This window comes from Streptomyces sp. MGP-BFMKR1, from assembly GCF_057766585.1.
The window spans coordinates 1,129,540-1,147,603 of the sequence record NZ_CM173408.1; the positions used below are offsets into that span (position 1 = coordinate 1,129,540).

Annotated in this window: 16 protein-coding genes; 3 read left to right on the forward strand and 13 right to left on the reverse strand. The window is 71.9% G+C overall.

The window, feature by feature from the left end:
• Positions 1 to 55: 55 nt before the first annotated feature.
• From AC3CHW_RS04165 to AC3CHW_RS04180, 4 genes are all read right to left on the reverse strand, one after another.
• Positions 56 to 1,456 carry a replication-associated recombination protein A gene (locus tag AC3CHW_RS04165; protein WP_176164996.1) on the reverse strand — a complete coding sequence of 467 codons (1,401 nt, stop codon included), beginning with the start codon at positions 1,454 to 1,456 and terminating at the stop codon, positions 56 to 58.
• 110 nt (positions 1,457 to 1,566) lie between these two features.
• Entirely contained in the window at positions 1,567 to 2,220 is a 654-nt protein-coding gene (locus tag AC3CHW_RS04170) for a vitamin K epoxide reductase family protein (RefSeq protein WP_187064066.1), read from the reverse strand.
• Positions 2,221 to 2,280: 60 nt separating this feature from the next.
• Positions 2,281 to 3,543: a histidine--tRNA ligase gene (gene hisS, locus AC3CHW_RS04175; protein ID WP_176166556.1), complete on the reverse strand. Its 1,263-nt coding sequence runs from the start codon at positions 3,541 to 3,543 to the stop codon at positions 2,281 to 2,283.
• Between the two features lie 11 nt (positions 3,544 to 3,554).
• Positions 3,555 to 4,265: an MBL fold metallo-hydrolase gene (locus AC3CHW_RS04180; RefSeq protein WP_488469596.1), complete on the reverse strand. Its 711-nt coding sequence runs from the start codon at positions 4,263 to 4,265 to the stop codon at positions 3,555 to 3,557.
• A gap of 300 nt (positions 4,266 to 4,565) precedes the next feature.
• Between AC3CHW_RS04180 and AC3CHW_RS04185 the strand changes: the two genes are divergently transcribed.
• Positions 4,566 to 5,393 (forward strand): peptidylprolyl isomerase, encoded by an 828-nt coding sequence (locus AC3CHW_RS04185; RefSeq protein WP_488469597.1) that lies wholly within the window; start codon positions 4,566 to 4,568, stop codon positions 5,391 to 5,393.
• Positions 5,394 to 5,691: 298 nt separating this feature from the next.
• Positions 5,692 to 6,921 carry a DUF349 domain-containing protein gene (locus tag AC3CHW_RS04190; RefSeq protein WP_488469598.1) on the forward strand — a complete coding sequence of 410 codons (1,230 nt, stop codon included), beginning with the start codon at positions 5,692 to 5,694 and terminating at the stop codon, positions 6,919 to 6,921.
• 455 nt (positions 6,922 to 7,376) lie between these two features.
• Here AC3CHW_RS04190 and AC3CHW_RS04195 read toward each other — a convergent pair whose 3' ends face one another.
• The gene (locus AC3CHW_RS04195; protein WP_488469599.1) at positions 7,377 to 7,844 is read right to left on the reverse strand and encodes a MarR family winged helix-turn-helix transcriptional regulator; all 468 of its coding nucleotides are present in this window, start codon (positions 7,842 to 7,844) and stop codon (positions 7,377 to 7,379) included.
• A gap of 82 nt (positions 7,845 to 7,926) precedes the next feature.
• Here AC3CHW_RS04195 and AC3CHW_RS04200 point away from each other — a divergent pair, with 82 nt between their 5' ends.
• Complete coding sequence (locus AC3CHW_RS04200) at positions 7,927 to 8,388, forward strand: ester cyclase (RefSeq protein ID WP_488469600.1); 462 nt, start codon at positions 7,927 to 7,929, stop codon at positions 8,386 to 8,388.
• A 68-nt stretch (positions 8,389 to 8,456) separates the two neighbouring features.
• On the opposite strand, the gene AC3CHW_RS04205 is transcribed toward AC3CHW_RS04200, so the two are convergent.
• The 8 genes from AC3CHW_RS04205 to ruvC all read right to left on the reverse strand — a co-directional run bounded on the left by AC3CHW_RS04205 (position 8,457) and on the right by ruvC (position 17,953).
• Positions 8,457 to 10,961 carry a RelA/SpoT family protein gene (locus tag AC3CHW_RS04205; protein ID WP_398606781.1) on the reverse strand — a complete coding sequence of 835 codons (2,505 nt, stop codon included), beginning with the start codon at positions 10,959 to 10,961 and terminating at the stop codon, positions 8,457 to 8,459.
• A 156-nt stretch (positions 10,962 to 11,117) separates the two neighbouring features.
• On the reverse strand, positions 11,118 to 11,723 hold the full coding sequence (locus AC3CHW_RS04210; protein WP_488469601.1) for an adenine phosphoribosyltransferase: 606 nt from the start codon (positions 11,721 to 11,723) through the stop codon (positions 11,118 to 11,120).
• Positions 11,720 to 12,931 (reverse strand): protein translocase subunit SecF, encoded by a 1,212-nt coding sequence (secF, locus tag AC3CHW_RS04215; protein WP_488469602.1) that lies wholly within the window; start codon positions 12,929 to 12,931, stop codon positions 11,720 to 11,722. The genes AC3CHW_RS04210 and secF overlap by 4 nt, the downstream gene beginning before the upstream one ends.
• A 1-nt stretch (position 12,932) precedes the next feature.
• Entirely contained in the window at positions 12,933 to 14,732 is a 1,800-nt protein-coding gene (gene secD, locus AC3CHW_RS04220; RefSeq protein WP_398606778.1) for a protein translocase subunit SecD, read from the reverse strand.
• A 148-nt stretch (positions 14,733 to 14,880) separates the two neighbouring features.
• Positions 14,881 to 15,378 (reverse strand): preprotein translocase subunit YajC, encoded by a 498-nt coding sequence (gene yajC / locus AC3CHW_RS04225; RefSeq protein ID WP_381157678.1) that lies wholly within the window; start codon positions 15,376 to 15,378, stop codon positions 14,881 to 14,883.
• Positions 15,379 to 15,541: 163 nt separating this feature from the next.
• The gene (ruvB, locus tag AC3CHW_RS04230; protein ID WP_232544377.1) at positions 15,542 to 16,651 is read right to left on the reverse strand and encodes a Holliday junction branch migration DNA helicase RuvB; all 1,110 of its coding nucleotides are present in this window, start codon (positions 16,649 to 16,651) and stop codon (positions 15,542 to 15,544) included.
• A 43-nt stretch (positions 16,652 to 16,694) separates the two neighbouring features.
• A complete protein-coding gene (gene ruvA / locus AC3CHW_RS04235) occupies positions 16,695 to 17,318 on the reverse strand; it encodes a Holliday junction branch migration protein RuvA (protein ID WP_398606776.1) in 624 nt (207 codons plus the stop codon).
• Positions 17,315 to 17,953, reverse strand: coding sequence for a crossover junction endodeoxyribonuclease RuvC (gene ruvC / locus AC3CHW_RS04240; protein WP_488469603.1), 639 nt, complete (start codon positions 17,951 to 17,953; stop codon positions 17,315 to 17,317). Before ruvC ends, ruvA begins: the two co-directional genes overlap by 4 nt.
• Positions 17,954 to 18,064 lie beyond the last annotated feature (111 nt).

Here is an 18,064-nt window from a genome sequence, read left to right on the forward strand (position 1 = left end):
GGCCCCGGGCGCCGATCGCGCCCGCCGGGGCGGCGTGGCGCCCGCGCGGGTCTGGTTACTCGGCGGCCTTGGTCTCCGGTTGCTCGCCGCGTGCGGGCGGGGGCGGCGGGTCGCCGCGCAGCCGGGCCCTGACCCGCTCCACGACGTCGGCGTAGCGCGCCTCCGCCCCGTACCGCGTCGGCTCGTAGTACCGCTTGCCGTGCACCGCGTCCGGCGCGTACTGCTGCGCGGCGATGCCGCCCGGCAGGTCGTGCGGGTAGAGGTAGCCCTGCGCGTGGCCGAGCTTCTGGGCGCCCTTGTAGTGGCCGTCGCGCAGGTGCGGCGGGACGGGTCCGGCGAGGCCGGCGCGCACGTCGGCCAGGGCCGCGTCGATGGCCAGGTACGCGGCGTTGGACTTGGGCGCGAGCGCGAGCGCCACCGTGGCCTGCCCGAGCGCTATCCGGGCCTCGGGATAGCCGATCAGGGCCACCGCCTGGGCCGCGGCCACCGCCGTCTGGAGCGCCGTCGGGTCGGCCATGCCGATGTCCTCGCTCGCCGAGATCATCAGCCGCCTGGCGATGAACCGAGGGTCCTCGCCCGCCTCGATCATGCGGGCCAGGTAGTGCAGCGCCGCGTCCACGTCCGAGCCGCGGATGGACTTGATGAGCGCGCTCGCCACGTCGTAGTGCTGGTCGCCGCTCCGGTCGTACTTCACCGCCGCCCGGTCGACCGCCTCCTCCAGCGTGGCCAGCGTGATCTGCGGCTCGCCCTTGGCTATCGCCGAGCCCGCGCCCGCCTCAAGGGCCGTCAGCGCCCGCCGGGCGTCGCCGCCGGCGATCCGCAGCAGGTGTGCCTCCGCGTCCTCGGGCAGCTCCACCACGCCGCCGAGACCGCGCTCGGCGGCCAGCGCGCGGCGCAGCAGGGACCGCAGGTCGTCGTCGGTCAGCGGCTCCAGCGTGAGCAGCAGCGAGCGCGAGAGCAGCGGGGAGATGACCGAGAAGTACGGGTTCTCCGTGGTGGCCGCGATGAGGGTGACCCAGCGGTTCTCCACGGCGGGCAGCAGCGAGTCCTGCTGGGCCTTGCTGAAGCGGTGGATCTCGTCCAGGAAGAGCACGGTCTCCCGGCCGTACCCGCCCGAGCTGCGGCGCGCGCCGTCGATGACGGCCCGCACCTCCTTGACGCCTGCGGTGATCGCCGACAGCTCCACGAAGCGCTTCTTGGTGGCCTGGCTGACGACGTAGGCCAGCGTCGTCTTCCCGGTGCCCGGCGGGCCCCACAGGATGACCGACGAGGACCCGGCCGGGCCGCCGCTCCCCTCCCCCACCAGCCGGCGCAGCGGCGAACCGGGACGCAGCACGTGCTGCTGCCCCACGACTTCATCGAGCGTGCGCGGACGCATCCGGACGGCCAGCGGGCTGGCGGCCGGGTCCTTCTCCTGGCGCTCCTCGGCGGCGGCGGTGAACAGGTCTGGCTCCACGTGGGAAGCCTATGTCACCGCACTGACAACGGGCCGGGGGCGATCAGCGGAAAACCGGGCCCACCCGGGGTTCGCACCCCGGGTGGGCCCGGCCGGCCCGGCGTCTTCGGTCAGGCCCAGAGCTGGCTCTTCCACTTGGTGAGGATCAGCATCGCGATGACGCCCATCCACAGCACCGGCAGCACCCAGTGGAACTCCAGGAACCCGCGGCGCAGCCCCTCGGGCGCCGGCAGGAAGCGGTGCTTGACGTTGAACCACGTCACGTAGGAGAACATCAGGATGGTGGCGGCCCAGGCCAGGCAGCACCACAGGCACAGCGCGCCGATCTCGTACAGCGACTGGTACTGGAGCCAGGTGCAGAAGCCGACGCCGAACAGGCAGCCGGCGTTCAGGGTCAGCCAGTACCAGCGCGGGAAGCGCGCGCCGACGAGGACGCCCACGCCCACGGCGATGACGATGCCGTAGGCGATCAGGCCGAGCATGGGGTTCGGGAAGCCGAACGCCTCGGCCTGGTCGCTCTCCATGATGCTGCCGCAGGAGACGATCGGGTTGATGCTGCAGCCGGGGGTGTAGGTCTTCCCCTCGGCCTTCGCCTCCAGGATGTGGTTCTTGTCGAGGGTGATGATCCAGGCGGCCAGCAGGCCCGCGGCGCCGGAGAGGATGAGCAACCAGGCGAAGACCCGGCCGCCGCCGACGGCGCCGCCGGGGGTGGTCTTCTCCGCGTCCCCGTCCGTGTCAGAACGGTGAAGTGCCGAAGTCGTCATAGCGCCATTCGTCTCGTCAGTCGGTCATAGCCCGGTCATTGTGCACCAGGCACCTGTGAATCAACCGCGCCGTGCGCGCAGTTCCTCCACGACGGCGTCCAGGGCGACAGGCGTCTGGTCCCCGCTCTCCAGATCCTTCAACTGGACGACGCCCTCGGCAAGGTCGCGTTCCCCCGCGACCAGGGCGAACCTGGCGCCGGAGCGGTTCGCGGACTTCATGGCGTTCTTCAGACCCTTGCCGCCGAAGGCGAAGTCGGCGGCGACGCCGGCCCGGCGCAGGGCTGTGACCAGGTCGAAGAGCACGTCCCTGGCCGCATCGCCGAGTGGCACCGCGTACACCTCGGTGGCCGCCGGCAGCTCCAGTTCCACGCCCTCGGCGCGCAGCGCGAGCACCGTGCGGTCCACGCCGAGCGCCCAGCCGACCGACGGCAGGGCCGGGCCGCCGATCATCTCGGACAGGCCGTCGTAACGCCCACCGCCGCCCACCGCGGACTGCGAACCGAGCCCGTCGTGAATGAACTCGAACGTGGTACGCGTGTAGTAGTCGAGCCCGCGCACCAGCTTCTCGTCGTCCTCGAAGACGACGCCCGCGGCCGTCAACAACTGGCGTACGCGCTCGTGGTAGACCTTGCACGCCTCGCACAGGTGGTCGCGCAGCGCGGGGGCGCCGACGAGTTGCTTGCGCACGGCCTCCCGCTTGTCGTCGAGCACCCGCAGCGGGTTGATCTCGATCCGCCGCCGGGTGTCCTCGTCGAGGTCGAGCCCGCGCAGGAAGCCCTGCAGCGCCTCGCGGTAGGCCGGCCGGCACTCCTTGTCGCCCAGCGAGTTCAGCAGGACGCGGAAGTCGCGCAGCCCCAGCGAGCGGTAGGCGTCCACGGCCAGGATGATCAACTCGGCGTCCAGGGCCGGGTCCTCGGCGCCGATCGCCTCGGCGCCGACCTGCGAGAAGTGCCGGTAGCGGCCCGCCTGGGGGCGCTCGTAGCGGTAGTACGAGCCCGAGTACCAGAGCTTGACCGGCAAGTTGCCGGCCTTGTGCAGGTTGCGCTCCAGGGCGGCGCGCAGCACGGAGGCGGTCCCCTCGGGGCGCAGCGCGAGTTCGGTGCCGCCCTTGGTGGTGAGGGTGTACATCTCCTTGGTCACGATGTCGGTGGACTCACCGACGCCGCGCGAGAAGAGTTCGACGTGCTCGAAGCCGGGGGTCTCGATGTAGCCGTACCCGGAGCGGCGCAGCGGGGCGGCGAGCGCCTCGCGGACCGCGAGGAAGGTCGCGGAGTCCGGCGGGGTCAGGTCGTACGTGCCCTTGGGGGCGGTGAAGGCGTTCACGGGGTAGGTCGTCACATTCCTCGTCGCGGGGCGGCCGGGCCGCCTCCGAGGCCGGCGGCCACCTGCCGCAGGTACGGATTGGTGGCGCGCTCCTGGCCGATGCTGGTCTGGGGACCGTGACCGGACAGCACCACGGTCGAGTCGTCGAGTGGCAGGCACACGCGGGCCAGCGACTGGAGGATCTCGGCGTGGTCACCGCCGGGCAGGTCGGTGCGTCCGATGGAGCCGGCGAAGAGCAGGTCGCCCGAGAAGAACACCGACGGGACGTCGGCGCTCTCGGGCAGCCGGAAGGTCACCGACCCCTTGGTATGGCCGGGCGCGTGCGCGACGGACAGCTCGAGACCGGCCAGGTTCAGGGCCGCGCCGTCGGAGAGCTCCTTGACGTCGTCGGGCTCGCCGACGGTCAGCTCCCCCATCAGCGGCATCCCGATGGAGCGGCCGAGCGCCTTCTCCGGGTCGCTCATCATGTAGCGGTCGGCCGGGTGGATCCAGGCCGGTACGTCGTGCGCCCCGCACACCGGGACCACCGAGGCCACGTGGTCGATGTGGCCGTGGGTGAGGATGACGGCCACGGGCTTGAGCCGATGCTTGGCGATGGTCTCCGCGACGCCCTCGGCGGCCTGGTGGCCCGGGTCGATGATCACGCACTCCTCGCCGGCGGCGGGGGCGACCAGGTAGCAGTTGGTCCCCCAGGCCCCGGCAGGGAACCCAGCAATGAGCACGATCGTCCTTCAGGTGGTCCGGCGGTCGGCGCGGTGGCCGTGACGCCGGGGCGGAAAGTCGGCGTGCGAAGAGCCTACCTGCGGCGCACGGGCCACAGCGAACCGCTATACGGTACGGCCATGCGCCGGCGGACGGCCGCCAGCGGGCGGCCCGCGCCACCGGCGGGCGGGGCGGACGGAGGACCGTCACGGACCCGCGAGCACGGCACCGGCCAGCGCCGGGAAGCCGCGCCGGGGGACGCACACACGGCAGTCGCCGCGCGGCAATGGCGCGGCGTGACAGTTGGAGGAGTAGACCCGGTGGTCAGTCAGGAGCAGCGGCGACGGCAGCTCGCCCGCGAGAAGCTGGAGCGTCAGCAGCAGCGCAAGGCCGCCGCCCGGTCGAAGACACAGAAGCGCAACGCCGCGATCGCGGGCGGCATCGTCCTGGCGCTGGTCGCCGGGCTCGTGGTGGCGGCGGTGGGCCTCTTCGACTCGGACGACAACGGCAAGGACAAGAAGGACACCGTCGCCGACCCGTGCGCCAAGCCGGCCCCGGGCACCCCGTCGGGGCAGACCTGGAAGAAGGAGCCCAAGCTCACCATCGACAAGTCGGCCGACTACACGATGGAGCTGGCGACCACCTGCGGCGACATCACCATCGGGCTGGACGCGAAGAACGCCCCGCACACGGTGAACTCCTTCAACTTCCTGGCCGGCAAGGGGTACTTCGACCACACCAGGTGCCACCGCCTGACCGACCAGGGCATCTACGTGTTGCAGTGCGGCGACCCCAAGGGCGACGGCACCGGCACGCCCGGCTACACGATCCCGGACGAGAACCTGAAGGACCCGAAGCTCAAGGGGAACGTCTACCCGGCGGGCACGATCGCCATGGCCAACCGCTACAACCCGCAGCCGCCCAAGGGTGAGAGCAAGAACGAGGACAGCGGCGGCAGCCAGTTCTTCATCGTGTACCAGGACAGCGAGCTGCCTCCGTACTACACGCCGTTCGGCACGCTCAAGGGCGGCCAGGACGTGCTGAAGAAGATCACCAAGGCCGGCGCGACGGCCCCCGACCCACAGACGGGGAACACCGCGCCGATCGCCACCGTGGTGATCAACAAGGCGACCGTCAAGCGTTCTTGACGTCGGTGCCGGGCGCCGGCGCCGCCCGCGCGGCGCTCCGTCCGCATGCCCGCGCGCTCCCGCGCGGGAGCGCACTGACGCGCGTACTGCGAAATTTCGGTCGCGCTGGATACGGACAGCCGGGCCACCGGTCGCCTATGTTTGCGTTGTGTAGGGTGCCTGCTCCGACGGCTGCCGCCCTGCCGAATCGGTACCCCAGCAGCTCGTCGGACCGGCCCGGCGCTGCCAGGCCGGGAGTAAACCGTGGACGATGCCCGCGGGCCGCGCGCCCGCGCCGGCATCATGTGGAGGAGGCGCTGTGAGCAGCGACCCATGGGGCCGCGTCGACGAGACGGGGACCGTGTACGTGCGTACGGCCGATGGCGAGCGGGTCGTCGGTTCCTGGCAGGCGGGCTCCCCCGAGGAAGCCCTGTCCTACTTCGAGCGCAAGTACGAGGGCCTGGTTGTCGAAATCGGCCTCCTCGAACGTCGGGTGAAGACCACCGACCTATCGGCGAAGGACGCGACCGCCGCCATCGAGCACCTGCGCCAGCAGGTGGACGAGCACCACGCCGTCGGCGACCTGGACGCGTTGCGGCAGCGGCTCGACAAGCTGGTGCAGACGGTCGAGGCGCGCCGCGAGGAGCGCAAGGCCGCCAAGGCCAAGCAGTCCGACGAGGCGCGTAAGGCCAAGGAGGCGCTGGTCACCGAGGCCGAGGAGTTGGCCGCCAGCGAGCAGTGGCGGGCGGCGGGCGAGCGGTTGCGGGCCCTGGTGGACACCTGGAAGGGGCTGCCGCGTCTGGACCGTAAGACGGACGACGAGTTGTGGCACCGCTTCTCGCACGCCCGCTCGGCGTTCTCCAAGCGCCGCAAGGCCCACTTCGCCTCGCTGGACGCCCAGCGCGAGGAGGCCCGCAAGGCCAAGGAGAAGCTGGTCGCGGAGGCGGAGGCGCTGTCGAAGTCCACGGACTGGGGCCCCACCGCGGCCCGGTACCGCGAGCTGATGACGGACTGGAAGGCCGCCGGGCGCGCGCAGCGCGAGGCCGAGGACGACCTGTGGAACCGTTTCCGGGGCGCGCAGGACGTCTTCTTCCAGGCCCGTGGCGAGGTGTTCGCGGAGCGCGACGCCGAGCAGCGGGAGAACCTGACGCGCAAGGAAGAGCTCGTCATCGAGGCGGAGAAGCTGCTGCCGGTCACGGACCTGAAGGCGGCGCGGGCCGCGTTCCGGTCGATCAACGAGCGCTGGGAGGCCATCGGCCACGTGCCGCGCGACGCCCGGCCGAAGATCGAGGGCCGGATGCACGCCGTCGAGCGGGCCATCCAGGAGAGCGAGGAGTCGGAGTGGCGGCGCACCAACCCGGAGGCCCGGGCCCGCGCCGCTGGACTGACCGGCCAGCTCCAGGCGGCCGTGGACAAGCTCCAGGACCAGGTGGACAAGGCCAGGGCGGCGGGCAACAACGCCAAGGCGGACAAGCTCGCCAAGGAGCTTGACGGTCGCCAGGCACTCCTTGAGCAGGCCCTGAAGGGTCTCCAGGAGTTCGGCGGCTGACGCTGCCGCCCGCCCCCGCGGGCACCAGAGGGCGGGCACGACGAGGGTCCCGGTACGCGATGGCGTGCCGGGACCCTCGTTGCGTGCGGGCGCTGGTAGCGCGCCGACGTCGCGCGGGCCACGGCCCGGGCGGGCCGGCGGGGTTGGGCCCGTACCCGAGCACGCGCGTCCGCGCGGACGGCTCGGCGTGCGGTGGGCCGGCGGGCGCCCCGGGTCCGCAGGGCCCGTCGTCGGGTAGCCGATGTGCTCGCCACCGGGCCTGACACCCCCCTGTCACGGCCCTGACGCGCCCGCTGCCACGCGCTGACGCGGCCCTACGGGCACGGCGGTCACGGCGATGGGCCAGCGCCGGGCCGCACGCCGCCGGCGTCGCGCCACGCGTACGCCCGCGCGCGTGGCGCATCGCGCCGGTGGGCGGCGCCGCGCTCGCCCGAGGTTCCCAACAGGCCCCGGGATCAGCCTCGTTGGATGCGTTCGGTCTGTTCGCTACCGACCTCGGTGATACGACGCAGGTACCGCTCGACCACCGCGAGTTCCGGGTCGGTGAAGTCGTCCAGGGCCCGGTCGAAGGCCCTGCCGGGCTCCGCCCAGGCGGCCTCGACCTCCGGGGCGCGGTGGGCGGTGAGCGTGACCAGCATCTTGCGCCGGTCGTCCGGGTCGGGTTGGCGCGCGACGAGGCCGGCCCGCTCCAGCCGGTCCACCAGGCGGGTGGCCGAGCCGGAGGTCAGCCCGGTCAGCTTCGCGATCTCGCCGATGGTGCGCGGCCGGGGCTCCAGGCCGAGCAGGCTCACGCACTGCAGATCCGTGGGGTGTAGGCCGAGCCGCTCGGCCATGGCCTGGTTGAACAGGGTGTAGGCGGCGTGGTGCCGCCGGGCGGCGGCGGTGACCGCCGCGAGCGCCTCCGCGCGGGTTCCGGTTGACACACAGACCTCCGTGGGGCTTATATCTGCGTCACGCAGATGATGTGTGATGCAGAACTTTCTACCACGCCTCCCAGGAGAACCCGTGTCCACGCACTCCCCCGAGCAACTCCGCGCCCTCTACGACCGCTGGAGCCAGTTGTGGCGCGGCGACTTCAGCCACGCCGCCGACATCCTCGACTCCGGCTTCGTCGTCCACCAGGCACGACCCGACGGCAGCGACTCCGAGGCGACCACCGGGCCGGAGCGGCTGCTGCCCGAGATCGAGCAGACCATGGCCGCCTTCGGCGACGTGGACCTCAGCGTCGACCTCGGACCGATCGTCGAGGGCGACCTGATCGCCGCCCGCTGGACGCTGCGCGCCACGTACACCGGCGGCATCCCGCACGCCACCGCCCCCGTCGGCACGAAGATCGCCTTCAGCGGCCACGACCTGCTCCGCGCGGCCGACGGCAGGCTGTGCGAGTACTGGACCTGCACCGACATCCTGGACGGCCTGACCCAGCTCGGCGCCGTCTCCGGCCCGAACGGCCCGGCCCGCCCCTGACCCATGCGGGAGACCCGCCCTCGCGCTCCTCGCGCTCGCGGCACACGGCGTGCCGGTCGTACGGGAGGTCAGGGCCTGCGGGCCGACGTCACCCGGTAGACGTCGTAGACGCCCTCGACGCCCCGGACGGCCTTGAGCACGTGGCCCAGGTGCTTGGGGTCACCCATCTCGAAGGTGAAGCGCGAGGTGGCCACCCGGTCGCGGGAGGTCTGCACGGCGGCGGAGAGGATGTTGACGTGCTGGTCGGACAGGACCCGGGTCACGTCCGACAACAGCCGCGACCGGTCGAGCGCCTCGACCTGGATGGCCACCAGGAAGACCGACGACTGGGTGGGCGCCCACTCCACGTCGAGCATGCGCTCCGGCTGCTGGGACAGCGAGTCCACGTTGACGCAGTCGGCCCGGTGCACGGACACGCCACTGCCGCGGGTCACGAAGCCGATGATGGGGTCGCCCGGCACCGGCGTACAGCAGCGGGCGAGCTTGACCCACACGTCCTCGACGCCCTTGACGACCACGCCCGGGTCGGCACTGGAGCGGCGCTTGGTGCGGGAGCGCAGCGGCGTGGACTCCGCTATGTCCTCGGACGCCGCGTCCTCGCCGCCGAGCGCCTGCACCAGCTTCTGCACGATGTTCTGCGCGGTGACGTGGCCCTCGCCGATGGCGGCGTACAGCGAGGAGATGTCCGAGTAGCGCATCTCGTGCGCGAGGGTGACCAGCGAGTCGCCGGTCAGGATGCGCTGGATCGGCAGGTTCTGCTTGCGCATCGCGCGGGCGATGGCGTCCTTGCCCTGCTCGATGGCCTCGTCCCGGCGCTCCTTGGAGAACCAGCCACGGATCTTGTTACGGGCCCGGGGCGACTTGACGAAGCCCAGCCAGTCGCGCGAGGGGCCGGCGCCCGGGGCCTTGGAGGTGAAGACCTCCACCAGGTCACCGTTGTCCAGCGTCGACTCAAGGGGCACCAGGCGGCCGTTGACGCGGGCGCCTATGGTGCGGTGGCCGACCTCGGTGTGCACGGCGTACGCGAAGTCCACCGGCGTCGCGCCCGCCGGCAGCGCTATGACGTCGCCCTTCGGCGTGAAGACGAAGACCTCGTTGCGGGAGAGGTCGAAGCGCAGCGACTCCAGGAACTCGCCCGGGTCCTCGGTCTCCTTCTGCCAGTCCAGGAGTTGCCGCAGCCACGCCATGTCGTTGACGGTGTCCTGCCGGTCGCCCTTGCTCCTGGGCACGTCGGTGCGCACCTTCGAGGCGCCGGCGACGGCCTCCTGCTTGTACTTCCAGTGCGCGGCGATGCCGTACTCGGCGCGGCGGTGCATGTCGAACGTGCGGATCTGCAGCTCGACCGGCTTGCCGCTGGGCCCGATGACCGTCGTGTGCAGCGACTGGTACATGTTGAACTTGGGCATCGCGATGTAGTCCTTGAACCGCCCGGGCACCGGGTTCCACCGCGCGTGGATGGTGCCGAGCGCCGCGTAGCAGTCGCGGACGGTGTCCACCAGGACCCGGATGCCCACCAGGTCGTAGATCTCCGCGAAGTCCCGGCCGCGGACGATCATCTTCTGGTACACCGAGTAGTAGTGCTTGGGCCGCCCGGTGACGGTCGCCTTGATCCGGGCCGCCCGCAGGTCACCCTGGACCTGGTCGGTGACGACGGCCAGGTACTCGTCCCGCTTGGGGGCGCGCTCGGCCACCAGGCGCACGATCTCGTCGTACATCTTGGGGTAGAGGATCGCGAAGGCGAGGTCCTCCAGCTCCCACTTGATGGTGTTCATGCCCAGCCGGTGCGCCAGCGGGGCGTAGATCTCCAGCGTCTCGCGGGCCTTCTTCTCCTGCTTCTCCCGCTTGAGGTAGCGCATGGTGCGCATGTTGTGCAGACGGTCGGCCAGCTTGATGACCAGCACCCGCGGGTCCTTGGCCATGGCCACGACCATCTTGCGCACGGTCTCGGCCTGCGCCGCCTCGCCGAACTTGACCTTGTCGAGCTTGGTGACGCCGTCCACCAGGAGCGCGACCTGGTCACCGAAGTCGCGGCGCAGGGTGTCCAGGCCGTACTCGGTGTCCTCGACCGTGTCGTGCAGCAGGCCGGCCATCAGCGTCGCCGGGTCCATGCCCAGCTCGGCGAGGATGGTGGTGACGGCCAGCGGATGCGTGATGTACGGGTCGCCGCTCTTGCGCTTCTGCCCCCGGTGCCACCGCTCGGCGACCTGGTACGCGCGCTCGATCTGGCGCAGCGTGGAGGTGTCGGCCTTGGGATCGTTGCTCCGCACGATCCGCAGCAGGGGCTCGAGGACCGGGTTGTACGGGCTGGAGCGCTGCACGCCGAGCCGGGCCAGGCGGGCGCGCACCCGGTTCGACGAGCCCTGCCGGGGCGTGGGCCCGGGCGGCTGGGGGCGGGCCGGCACGTTCGTGTTGGGCCCCCCGGTGGGCAGCGCCGCCGGAGGCTTGGGCCCCGGCTTCGGCCCGGGGCTGGACGCGCCGCCGCCCTTCTTGGGCGCGTTTTCAGCCGCCCCGCCACCCGCGGCGTTCGGCTCGGCGGGGTGTGCGGCGGTCAGCGGCTTGGCCTCGTCTGGCAAGAGCACTCCTCAAGCGGGACCGGTCCGAAACGGGAGTCGGACGGCCATGGTATCGATCCCGCCACACCCATTGTCCCGCCACGGCGCCCACTCCGGCATGCCGAAGGCGGGTACCCGGGGCTTGCCAGGTACCCGCCTCGTGGCGGTTCACGCAGGTCAGACGGTGGTCAGCGCCTCCAGCGGGGCACCGTCCAGGCTGGCCTGAAGCCGCTGCCTGCCGCCGAGGAATCCGAGTTCCAGCAGGACCGCGACACCCGCGACCTCGGCCCCGGCCCGCCGGATGAGGTGCAGGGACGCCTCGGCGGTGCCGCCGGTGGCCAGAACGTCGTCGATGATTAGAACTCGATCACCGGGGCGCAGGGCGTCGGCGTGCAGCTCGATCTCGGCCGTCCCGTACTCCAGGTCGTACGCCTGCCGCAGGGTCGCCCCCGGCAGCTTGCCCGCCTTGCGCACCGGCACGAAGCCCACGCCGGCGTGGACCGCGACCGGCGCGGCCAGGATGAAGCCACGGGCCTCCAGGCCGACGACCTTGTCCGCCCGGTAGGTGCGGCACAGGGCCGCGAGGGCGTCGGTCAGCGCGCCGAAGGCGGCCGGGTCGGCCAGCAGCGGGGTGATGTCCTTGAACACCACCCCGGGCCGCGGGTAGTCCGGGACGTCGTGGATGCGGCTGAGCAGCAGCGTCCGCAGCTCGTCGGGGTCGAGCCCGACGGCCGCCGGTCGCGGCCCGCCGGCGCTCAGGTCGGTGACCTCGGCCCCGCTCATCGGCGCTTGCCCGACGGACGGCCCCGCCCGCGGTTGCGGCCCGGCTGGTTACGGGTGGACGACTGCGGGCGGGCGGGCTGGGTGCCGCGCTGGCCCACCACCCCGGCAGCGGCGGCCTCCTCGCGCTCGGCCTCCTCGTCCGCCGCGTCCTGCGGGTCCACGTCCTCGGGGTCCTCGGGGTCCTCGTCGTCCGCGTCGTCGGCCGGCGCGGCCTTGCCGGACGACTCGGCCCTGGCAGCCGCCGCGGCGCGCTTGGCGCGCACCCGGGTGGCCAGGGCCTTCATCTGCGGGTCCCGCTCCTTCAGGTCGGCGACCAGCGGAGTGGCGATGAAGATCGAGGAGTACGCGCCGGCCGCGAGGCCGACGAAGAGCGCCAGCGAGATGTCGTTGAGCATGCCGGCGCCCAGGAAGCCGCCGCCGATGAACAGCAGCGCCGCGACCGGCAGCAGCGCCACCACGGTGGTGTTGATGGAACGCACCAGGGTGCCGTTGAGGCTGCGGTTGGCGATCTCGCTGTAGGTGTAGCGGGTCTGCTTGGTGAGGCCCTTCGCGCCCTCGCGTAGACCGTCGAAGACGACGACGGTGTCGTACAGCGAGTAACCGAGAATGGTCAACAGACCGATCACCGTACCCGGGGTGACCTCGAAGCCGACCAGCGCGTACACGCCGACCGTGATCGTGAGGTCGTGCACCAGCGCGATGAGGGCGGCCAACGCCATCCGCCACTCGAAGGCGATGGCGAGGTAGATCACCACCAGGAGCATGAAGATCGCCAGGCCCTGCCAGGCTTTCTTGGCGATCTCCTCACCCCAACTGGGTCCCACGAGCTGGGTGTTGATCTTCGAGCTCTCGACGCCGAGTTCCTTGGCGAGCGCCTTCTGGACCGGCTGCGCGGCCTCGGTGTCCAGATCGCTGATCTGGATGCGCAGGCCGCCGTTGCCGAGCTTCTGGGCGATGGCCGTGTGGCCCTCGGCGGACTCCTCCGCCTTGTCCCGGGCCTCGTCGGCCGAGATGCTGGTCTTGGGCGTGGTGAAGACCGCGCCGCCGGAGAACTCGATGCCCATGTGCAGGCCGCGCACCGACAGGCCCACGATGGCCGTGATGGTGATCAGGATGGAGAGGCCGTACCAGATCATCCGCTTGGCGACGAAGTCGTAGCCGACCTCACCGCGGTAGAGCCTGGCGCCGAGACTGCCGAGTCGAGACATCTCACGCCTCCTTCGTGTCGGCGGGGGCGGCGGGGCGGCGGCGGGAGCGCAGCGGCGGTTTGGCGCCGAGCCGCTTCGGGTCGAGGCCCGACCAGGGGTGCCCGGTCGCGAAGAACTTGCGGGTGGCGAGGATCGTCATCAGCGGCTTGGTGAAGAAGAAGACCACCACGACGTCCAGCAGCGTCGTCAGGCCCAGCGTGAACGCGAAGCCCTGCACCTTGCCCACCGTGACGATGAAGAGCACCGCGGCGGCCAGGAACGACACGAAGTCGGAGACGAGGATGGTGCGCCGGGCGCGGGGCCAGCCGCGCTGCACGGCGGGCCGCAGCGTACGGCCCTCGCGGATCTCGTCCCGTACGCGCTCGAAGTACACGATGAACGAGTCCGCGGTGATACCGATGGCCACGATCGCGCCACAGACGGCCGGGAGGTTCAGGGCGAACTGGATCGCCTCGCCGAGCAACACCATGAGCGAGTAGGTGAGCGTGGCGGAGACCGCGAGGCTGGCGATGGCCACCAGGGCCAGACCCCGGTAGTAGATGACCATGTACAGGATGACCAGCGCGAGGCCGATGGCGCCCGCGATCAGGCCGGCCCGCAACTGCTCCTCGCCGAGGGCGGAGGAGACGGTGGTCTCGTCGACGATGTCGAAGGTCAGCGGCAGCGAACCGTAGGACAGGATGTTGGCCAGGTCCTCGGCCTCACCCTGCTTGAAGCCACCGGAGATCTCCGCCTTGCCGCCCTTGATCGCGAAGGTGACCTCGGCGTTCGAGGCGACCTCGCCGTCCAGGACGATGCCGAACTGGTTCTGCGGGGACTGCTGCTTGGCCAGCTCGCCGGTGATCTGGCCGAACTGCTTGCCGCCCTTGCCGTCGAAGTCGAGCTGGACGATCCAGCCGGAGCCGCCCTGGGCGCTGAAGACCGCGGAGGCGTCCTCGACGCGGTCGCCCTCGAGCTCGACGGGGCCCAGGATGAACTTGGCCTGGCCCTTGCGGTCACACGCGACGATCGGCTGGTCCGTCGGCCGGCTCGCGGCCTTCGAGCTGGCGGCGGAGCGGGCCTTGGGGTTGGTGCAGTCCAGCGCCGCGAACTGCTTCTGCAGCTCCTCGGCCTGCTTGGCCTGGTCGGCCTGTTCCTTCGTCGGCTTCTGCGGGGCGTCGCCGGTGGGCGTCGGCGTGGGGGTGGGCGCCTTGCGCAGCGCGCTGGGGACGGCCCGGCCCTGGGTGGTGGGGGTGGAGGTCGGCTTCGTGGCGTCGCTCTTGTCGGAGTCCCCGTCGCCCTTGTCGCCGTCCTTGTCGCCCTTGTCCCCCTGCGGTGGCTTCTTGCCGTCGTCGCCCTTGTCCGGGGTCTCGTTCGGCTTGGGGACGCCGCCTGGGTCCTTGGTGGGCTTGGGGTCACCGATGGACAGCACCGGGCGGAAGCCGAGCTTGGCCGTGGTGCCGACCTGCTCCCGGGCCTGGTCGGCGTCCGTGCCCTTGGGGATGTTGACGATGATGTGCTTACTGCCCTGGGTCTGGACCTCGGCCTCGGACACACCAAGCCCGTTGACGCGCCGCTCCATGATGTTCACGGCGGTGTCCATGTTGGCGCTGGTGATCGCGTTGGGCTTGCCGGGCTCGTTCTTGGCCTCCAGCGTGAAGCTGGTGCCGCCCGCGAGGTCGATGCCCAGCCGCGGGGTGGTGTTGCCGGAGAGGAACATCCCTCCGACCAGCGCCACCATGGCGACCAAGATCCCGACGAGGGCACGACCGGGCCTGCCTTGGGCCCCGGGGGACCTACGGCCCTTCTTCGGTGCTGCCACCTTTTCGTTTCTCCCTGTCCAACCGCCCGGCTACGGGTGTGCGCCGGGCGGCCACGAAGTGATGTGGGGACGTGCCCCCGCCGGAGCCTAGACCGTCTCGTAGCCGCTGCGCACCGAGCGGTGGTGTCACGCGGCGTCCGAAGCGCGACTACTTCGCGTCGTCGTTGCCGGACCCCTTGCGGTCCTCCGGCTTGGCGTCAGCGTCCTCGGGTCGGGACGCGTCGGCGTCGGCGGCACCCGCGGCACCGGTCTCGTCCGCGGCGTCACCCTTGGTCATGTCAACTCGCCGGTCGTCGTCGCCCTCGGCCTCGGTCAGGGAGGAAGCGTCGTCGGGAACCACGGGGGCGTCGTCGTGCTCGGACTCGATGCCGTGCACGATGCGGTTGTACTCGGCGTCGTCGAGAACGGCACCCACCGAGTTCTTCGCGTAAATGGCGTGCACGCCCGGCGCGACCTCAAGCAGGAGCGTGTCGTCGTGAACCTCCTTGACCGTGGCGTACATGCCGCCGATGGTCCGGATGCCGGTGCCCGGCTGGAGCTGGTCACGCATCTGCGCCGCCTGGCGCTGCTTGTTCTTGGCCGATCGGGTCATCAGGAACATGGCCCCGATGAGCACGATGAACGGCAGGAGAGTCACGATATTCACGGGACGGAATTTCCTTCGCACGACCGCGAATGCACGGCCTGGTATACGGGGGTGGGTGCGCCGCACTGAACGGACGGCATCGGCGGAGTCTAAGCGAGCCCGCGCCTAAGGAACAACGCCCAGCATGGCACCGGGGTTCCTGACCGGACCACTGTCCGCGCCGTCACCCGTCGAACAGTCCCGACTGCACGCCGCCGCTCCCCGTCCCCTGCGGCGGGGTGAGGCCCAGGTGGGCCCAGGCCGCCGGGGTGCCGACCCGGCCGCGCGGCGTGCGGGCGAGCAGTCCCTCCCGGACGAGGAAGGGCTCGGCCACCTCCTCGACCGTCTCGCGCTCCTCCCCCACCGCGACCGCCAGGGTGGACAGGCCCACCGGGCCGCCGCCGAAGAGCTTGAGCAGTGCCGTCAGTACGGCGCGGTCGAGCCGGTCCAGGCCGCGCCCGTCCACGTCGTAGACCGCGAGGGCCCGGGACGCGATCTCCTGGGTGATCACGCCGTCGGCCTTGACCTGCGCGTAGTCGCGCACCCGGCGCAGCAGGCGGTTGGCGATGCGCGGCGTGCCCCGGGACCGGCCGGCGATCTCGATGGCGCCCTCGGCGTCGATCTCGACGTCGAGCAGCCGCGCGGAGCGGTGGATGACGCGCTCCAGCTCGGGGGCGCCGTAGAACTCCATGTGCCCGGTGAAGCCGAAGCGGTCGCGCAGCGGCGGCGGCAGCAGACCGGCCCTGGTGGTGGCCCCGACCAGGGTGAACGGCGGGAGTTCCAGCGGGATGGCGGTGGCGCCAGGACCCTTGCCGACGATCACGTCGACGCGGAAGTCCTCCATCGCCATGTAGAGCATCTCCTCCGCGGGGCGCGACATGCGGTGGATCTCGTCGAGGAAGAGCACCTCGCCCTCGGTGAGGGAGGAGAGGATCGCGGCGAGGTCTCCGGCGTGCTGGATGGCGGGGCCCGAGGTGATCCGGATGGGGGCGCCCATCTCGGCCGCGATGATCATCGAAAGAGTGGTCTTGCCCAGGCCGGGCGCGCCGGAGAGCAGGACGTGGTCGGCCGTGGCGCCGCGCTGGCGGGCGGCGCGCAGCACCAGGTCGAGCTGTTCGCGGACGCGCTCCTGGCCGACGAACTCGCCCAGGTCCTTCGGTCGCAGCGCGGCCTCGATGGCCTGCTCCTCGCCGTCCGCCTCGGCGCCCAACAGTCGATCGGCGCCCGGGCCGACGGGGCCGGTCGGCCCGGTCAGCTCCGTCGCATGCTCGCCGTGGGTGTCGTCCCCGTTCATGACGTCCTTTCTCGGTGTGCGCGCGGTGCCGGGCCGGTGGCCCTCAGCGACCTCGGCCCAGGGTCTGCAGGGCGGCCCGCAACAACGTGGCCACCTGGGGCTCGGCGCCGCTGGCCACGGCCTGCTCGGCCTGCGGCGCGACGGCGGCCACGGCCTCGTCGGCCTCGCGGGTGGCGTAGCCGAGGCCGATCAGCGCGCCGTGCAACTGGTCGCGCCAACTGGCGGTGACCGCGCTGCCCACGCCCACGCCGCCGGCGCCGCCGGTGGGGTCGCCGAGTCGGTCCTTGAGTTCGAGCAGCAGCCGTTGGGCGCCCTTCTTGCCGATGCCCGGGACGGCGGTCAGCGCCTTCTCGTCGCCGCCGGCGACCGCCCGGCGCAACGCGTCGGGGGCGTGCACGGCCAGCATGGCCTGCGCGAGCCGCGGCCCAACTCCGCTGGCGGTCTGGAGGAGTTCGAAGACCTGGCGCTCGTCGTCGTCGGCGAAGCCGTAGAGGGTCAGCGAGTCCTCGCGGACCACGAGCGAGGTGGCCAGCCGGGCGGGCTTGCCCACGCGCAGCGCGGCCAGCGTGGCCGGGGTGCACTGCACGGCCATGCCGACGCCGCCGACCTCGATGACGGCGAGGTCGGGGGCGAGGGCGGCCACCTGTCCTTGGACGAACGCGATCATGCGGGGCCCTTCCGGGTGCGAGCGGAGGCGGGAGCGGGGGCCGCGCGGCGGGCGGCGGCGCGGCGGGCGGCCGGCGGGCCGGACTGCGGGGGCGTGGCCGGCCGCTCGGCCGGCGCCTGGGCCTGTCGGTGCGCGGCCACGGCCTGCTGGAGGCGGTTGGTCGCGGGGGCCCGCCAGATGTGGCAGATGGCCAGCGCGAGGGCGTCGGCCGCGTCGGCCGGCTTCGGGGGCGCGTCCAGCCGCAGCAGGCGGGTGACCATGGCGCCGACCTGCGCCTTGTCGGCGCGGCCCGAGCCGGTCACGGCGGCCTTGACCTCGCTGGGGGTGTGCAGCGCGACCGGCAGTCCGCGGCGGGCGGCGCACAGCATGGCCACGGCGCTCGCCTGGGCCGTGCCCATCACGGTCTGCACGTTGTGCTGGCTGAACACCCGCTCCACCGCGACCAGTTCCGGCCGGTGCGTCTCCAACCACTGCTCGATGCCACGCTCGATGAGCACCAGTCGCTCCCCGATGTCGGCGTCGGCCGCGGTGCGGATGACGCCGACGTCCACCATCCGCAGCGGGCGGCCCGCGACGCCGTCGACGACGCCGATGCCGCACCGGGTCAGCCCTGGGTCCACGCCGAGCACCCGCATCGCGCGCCCTCCCCCTCACTGACGTATGCGTCGCACATCTGTGGGGGTGTCCCCCCGAACAGGCACAGTAGCCGCTGGCTGTGACAACGCGACGGGCCGACGGGGGCGTCC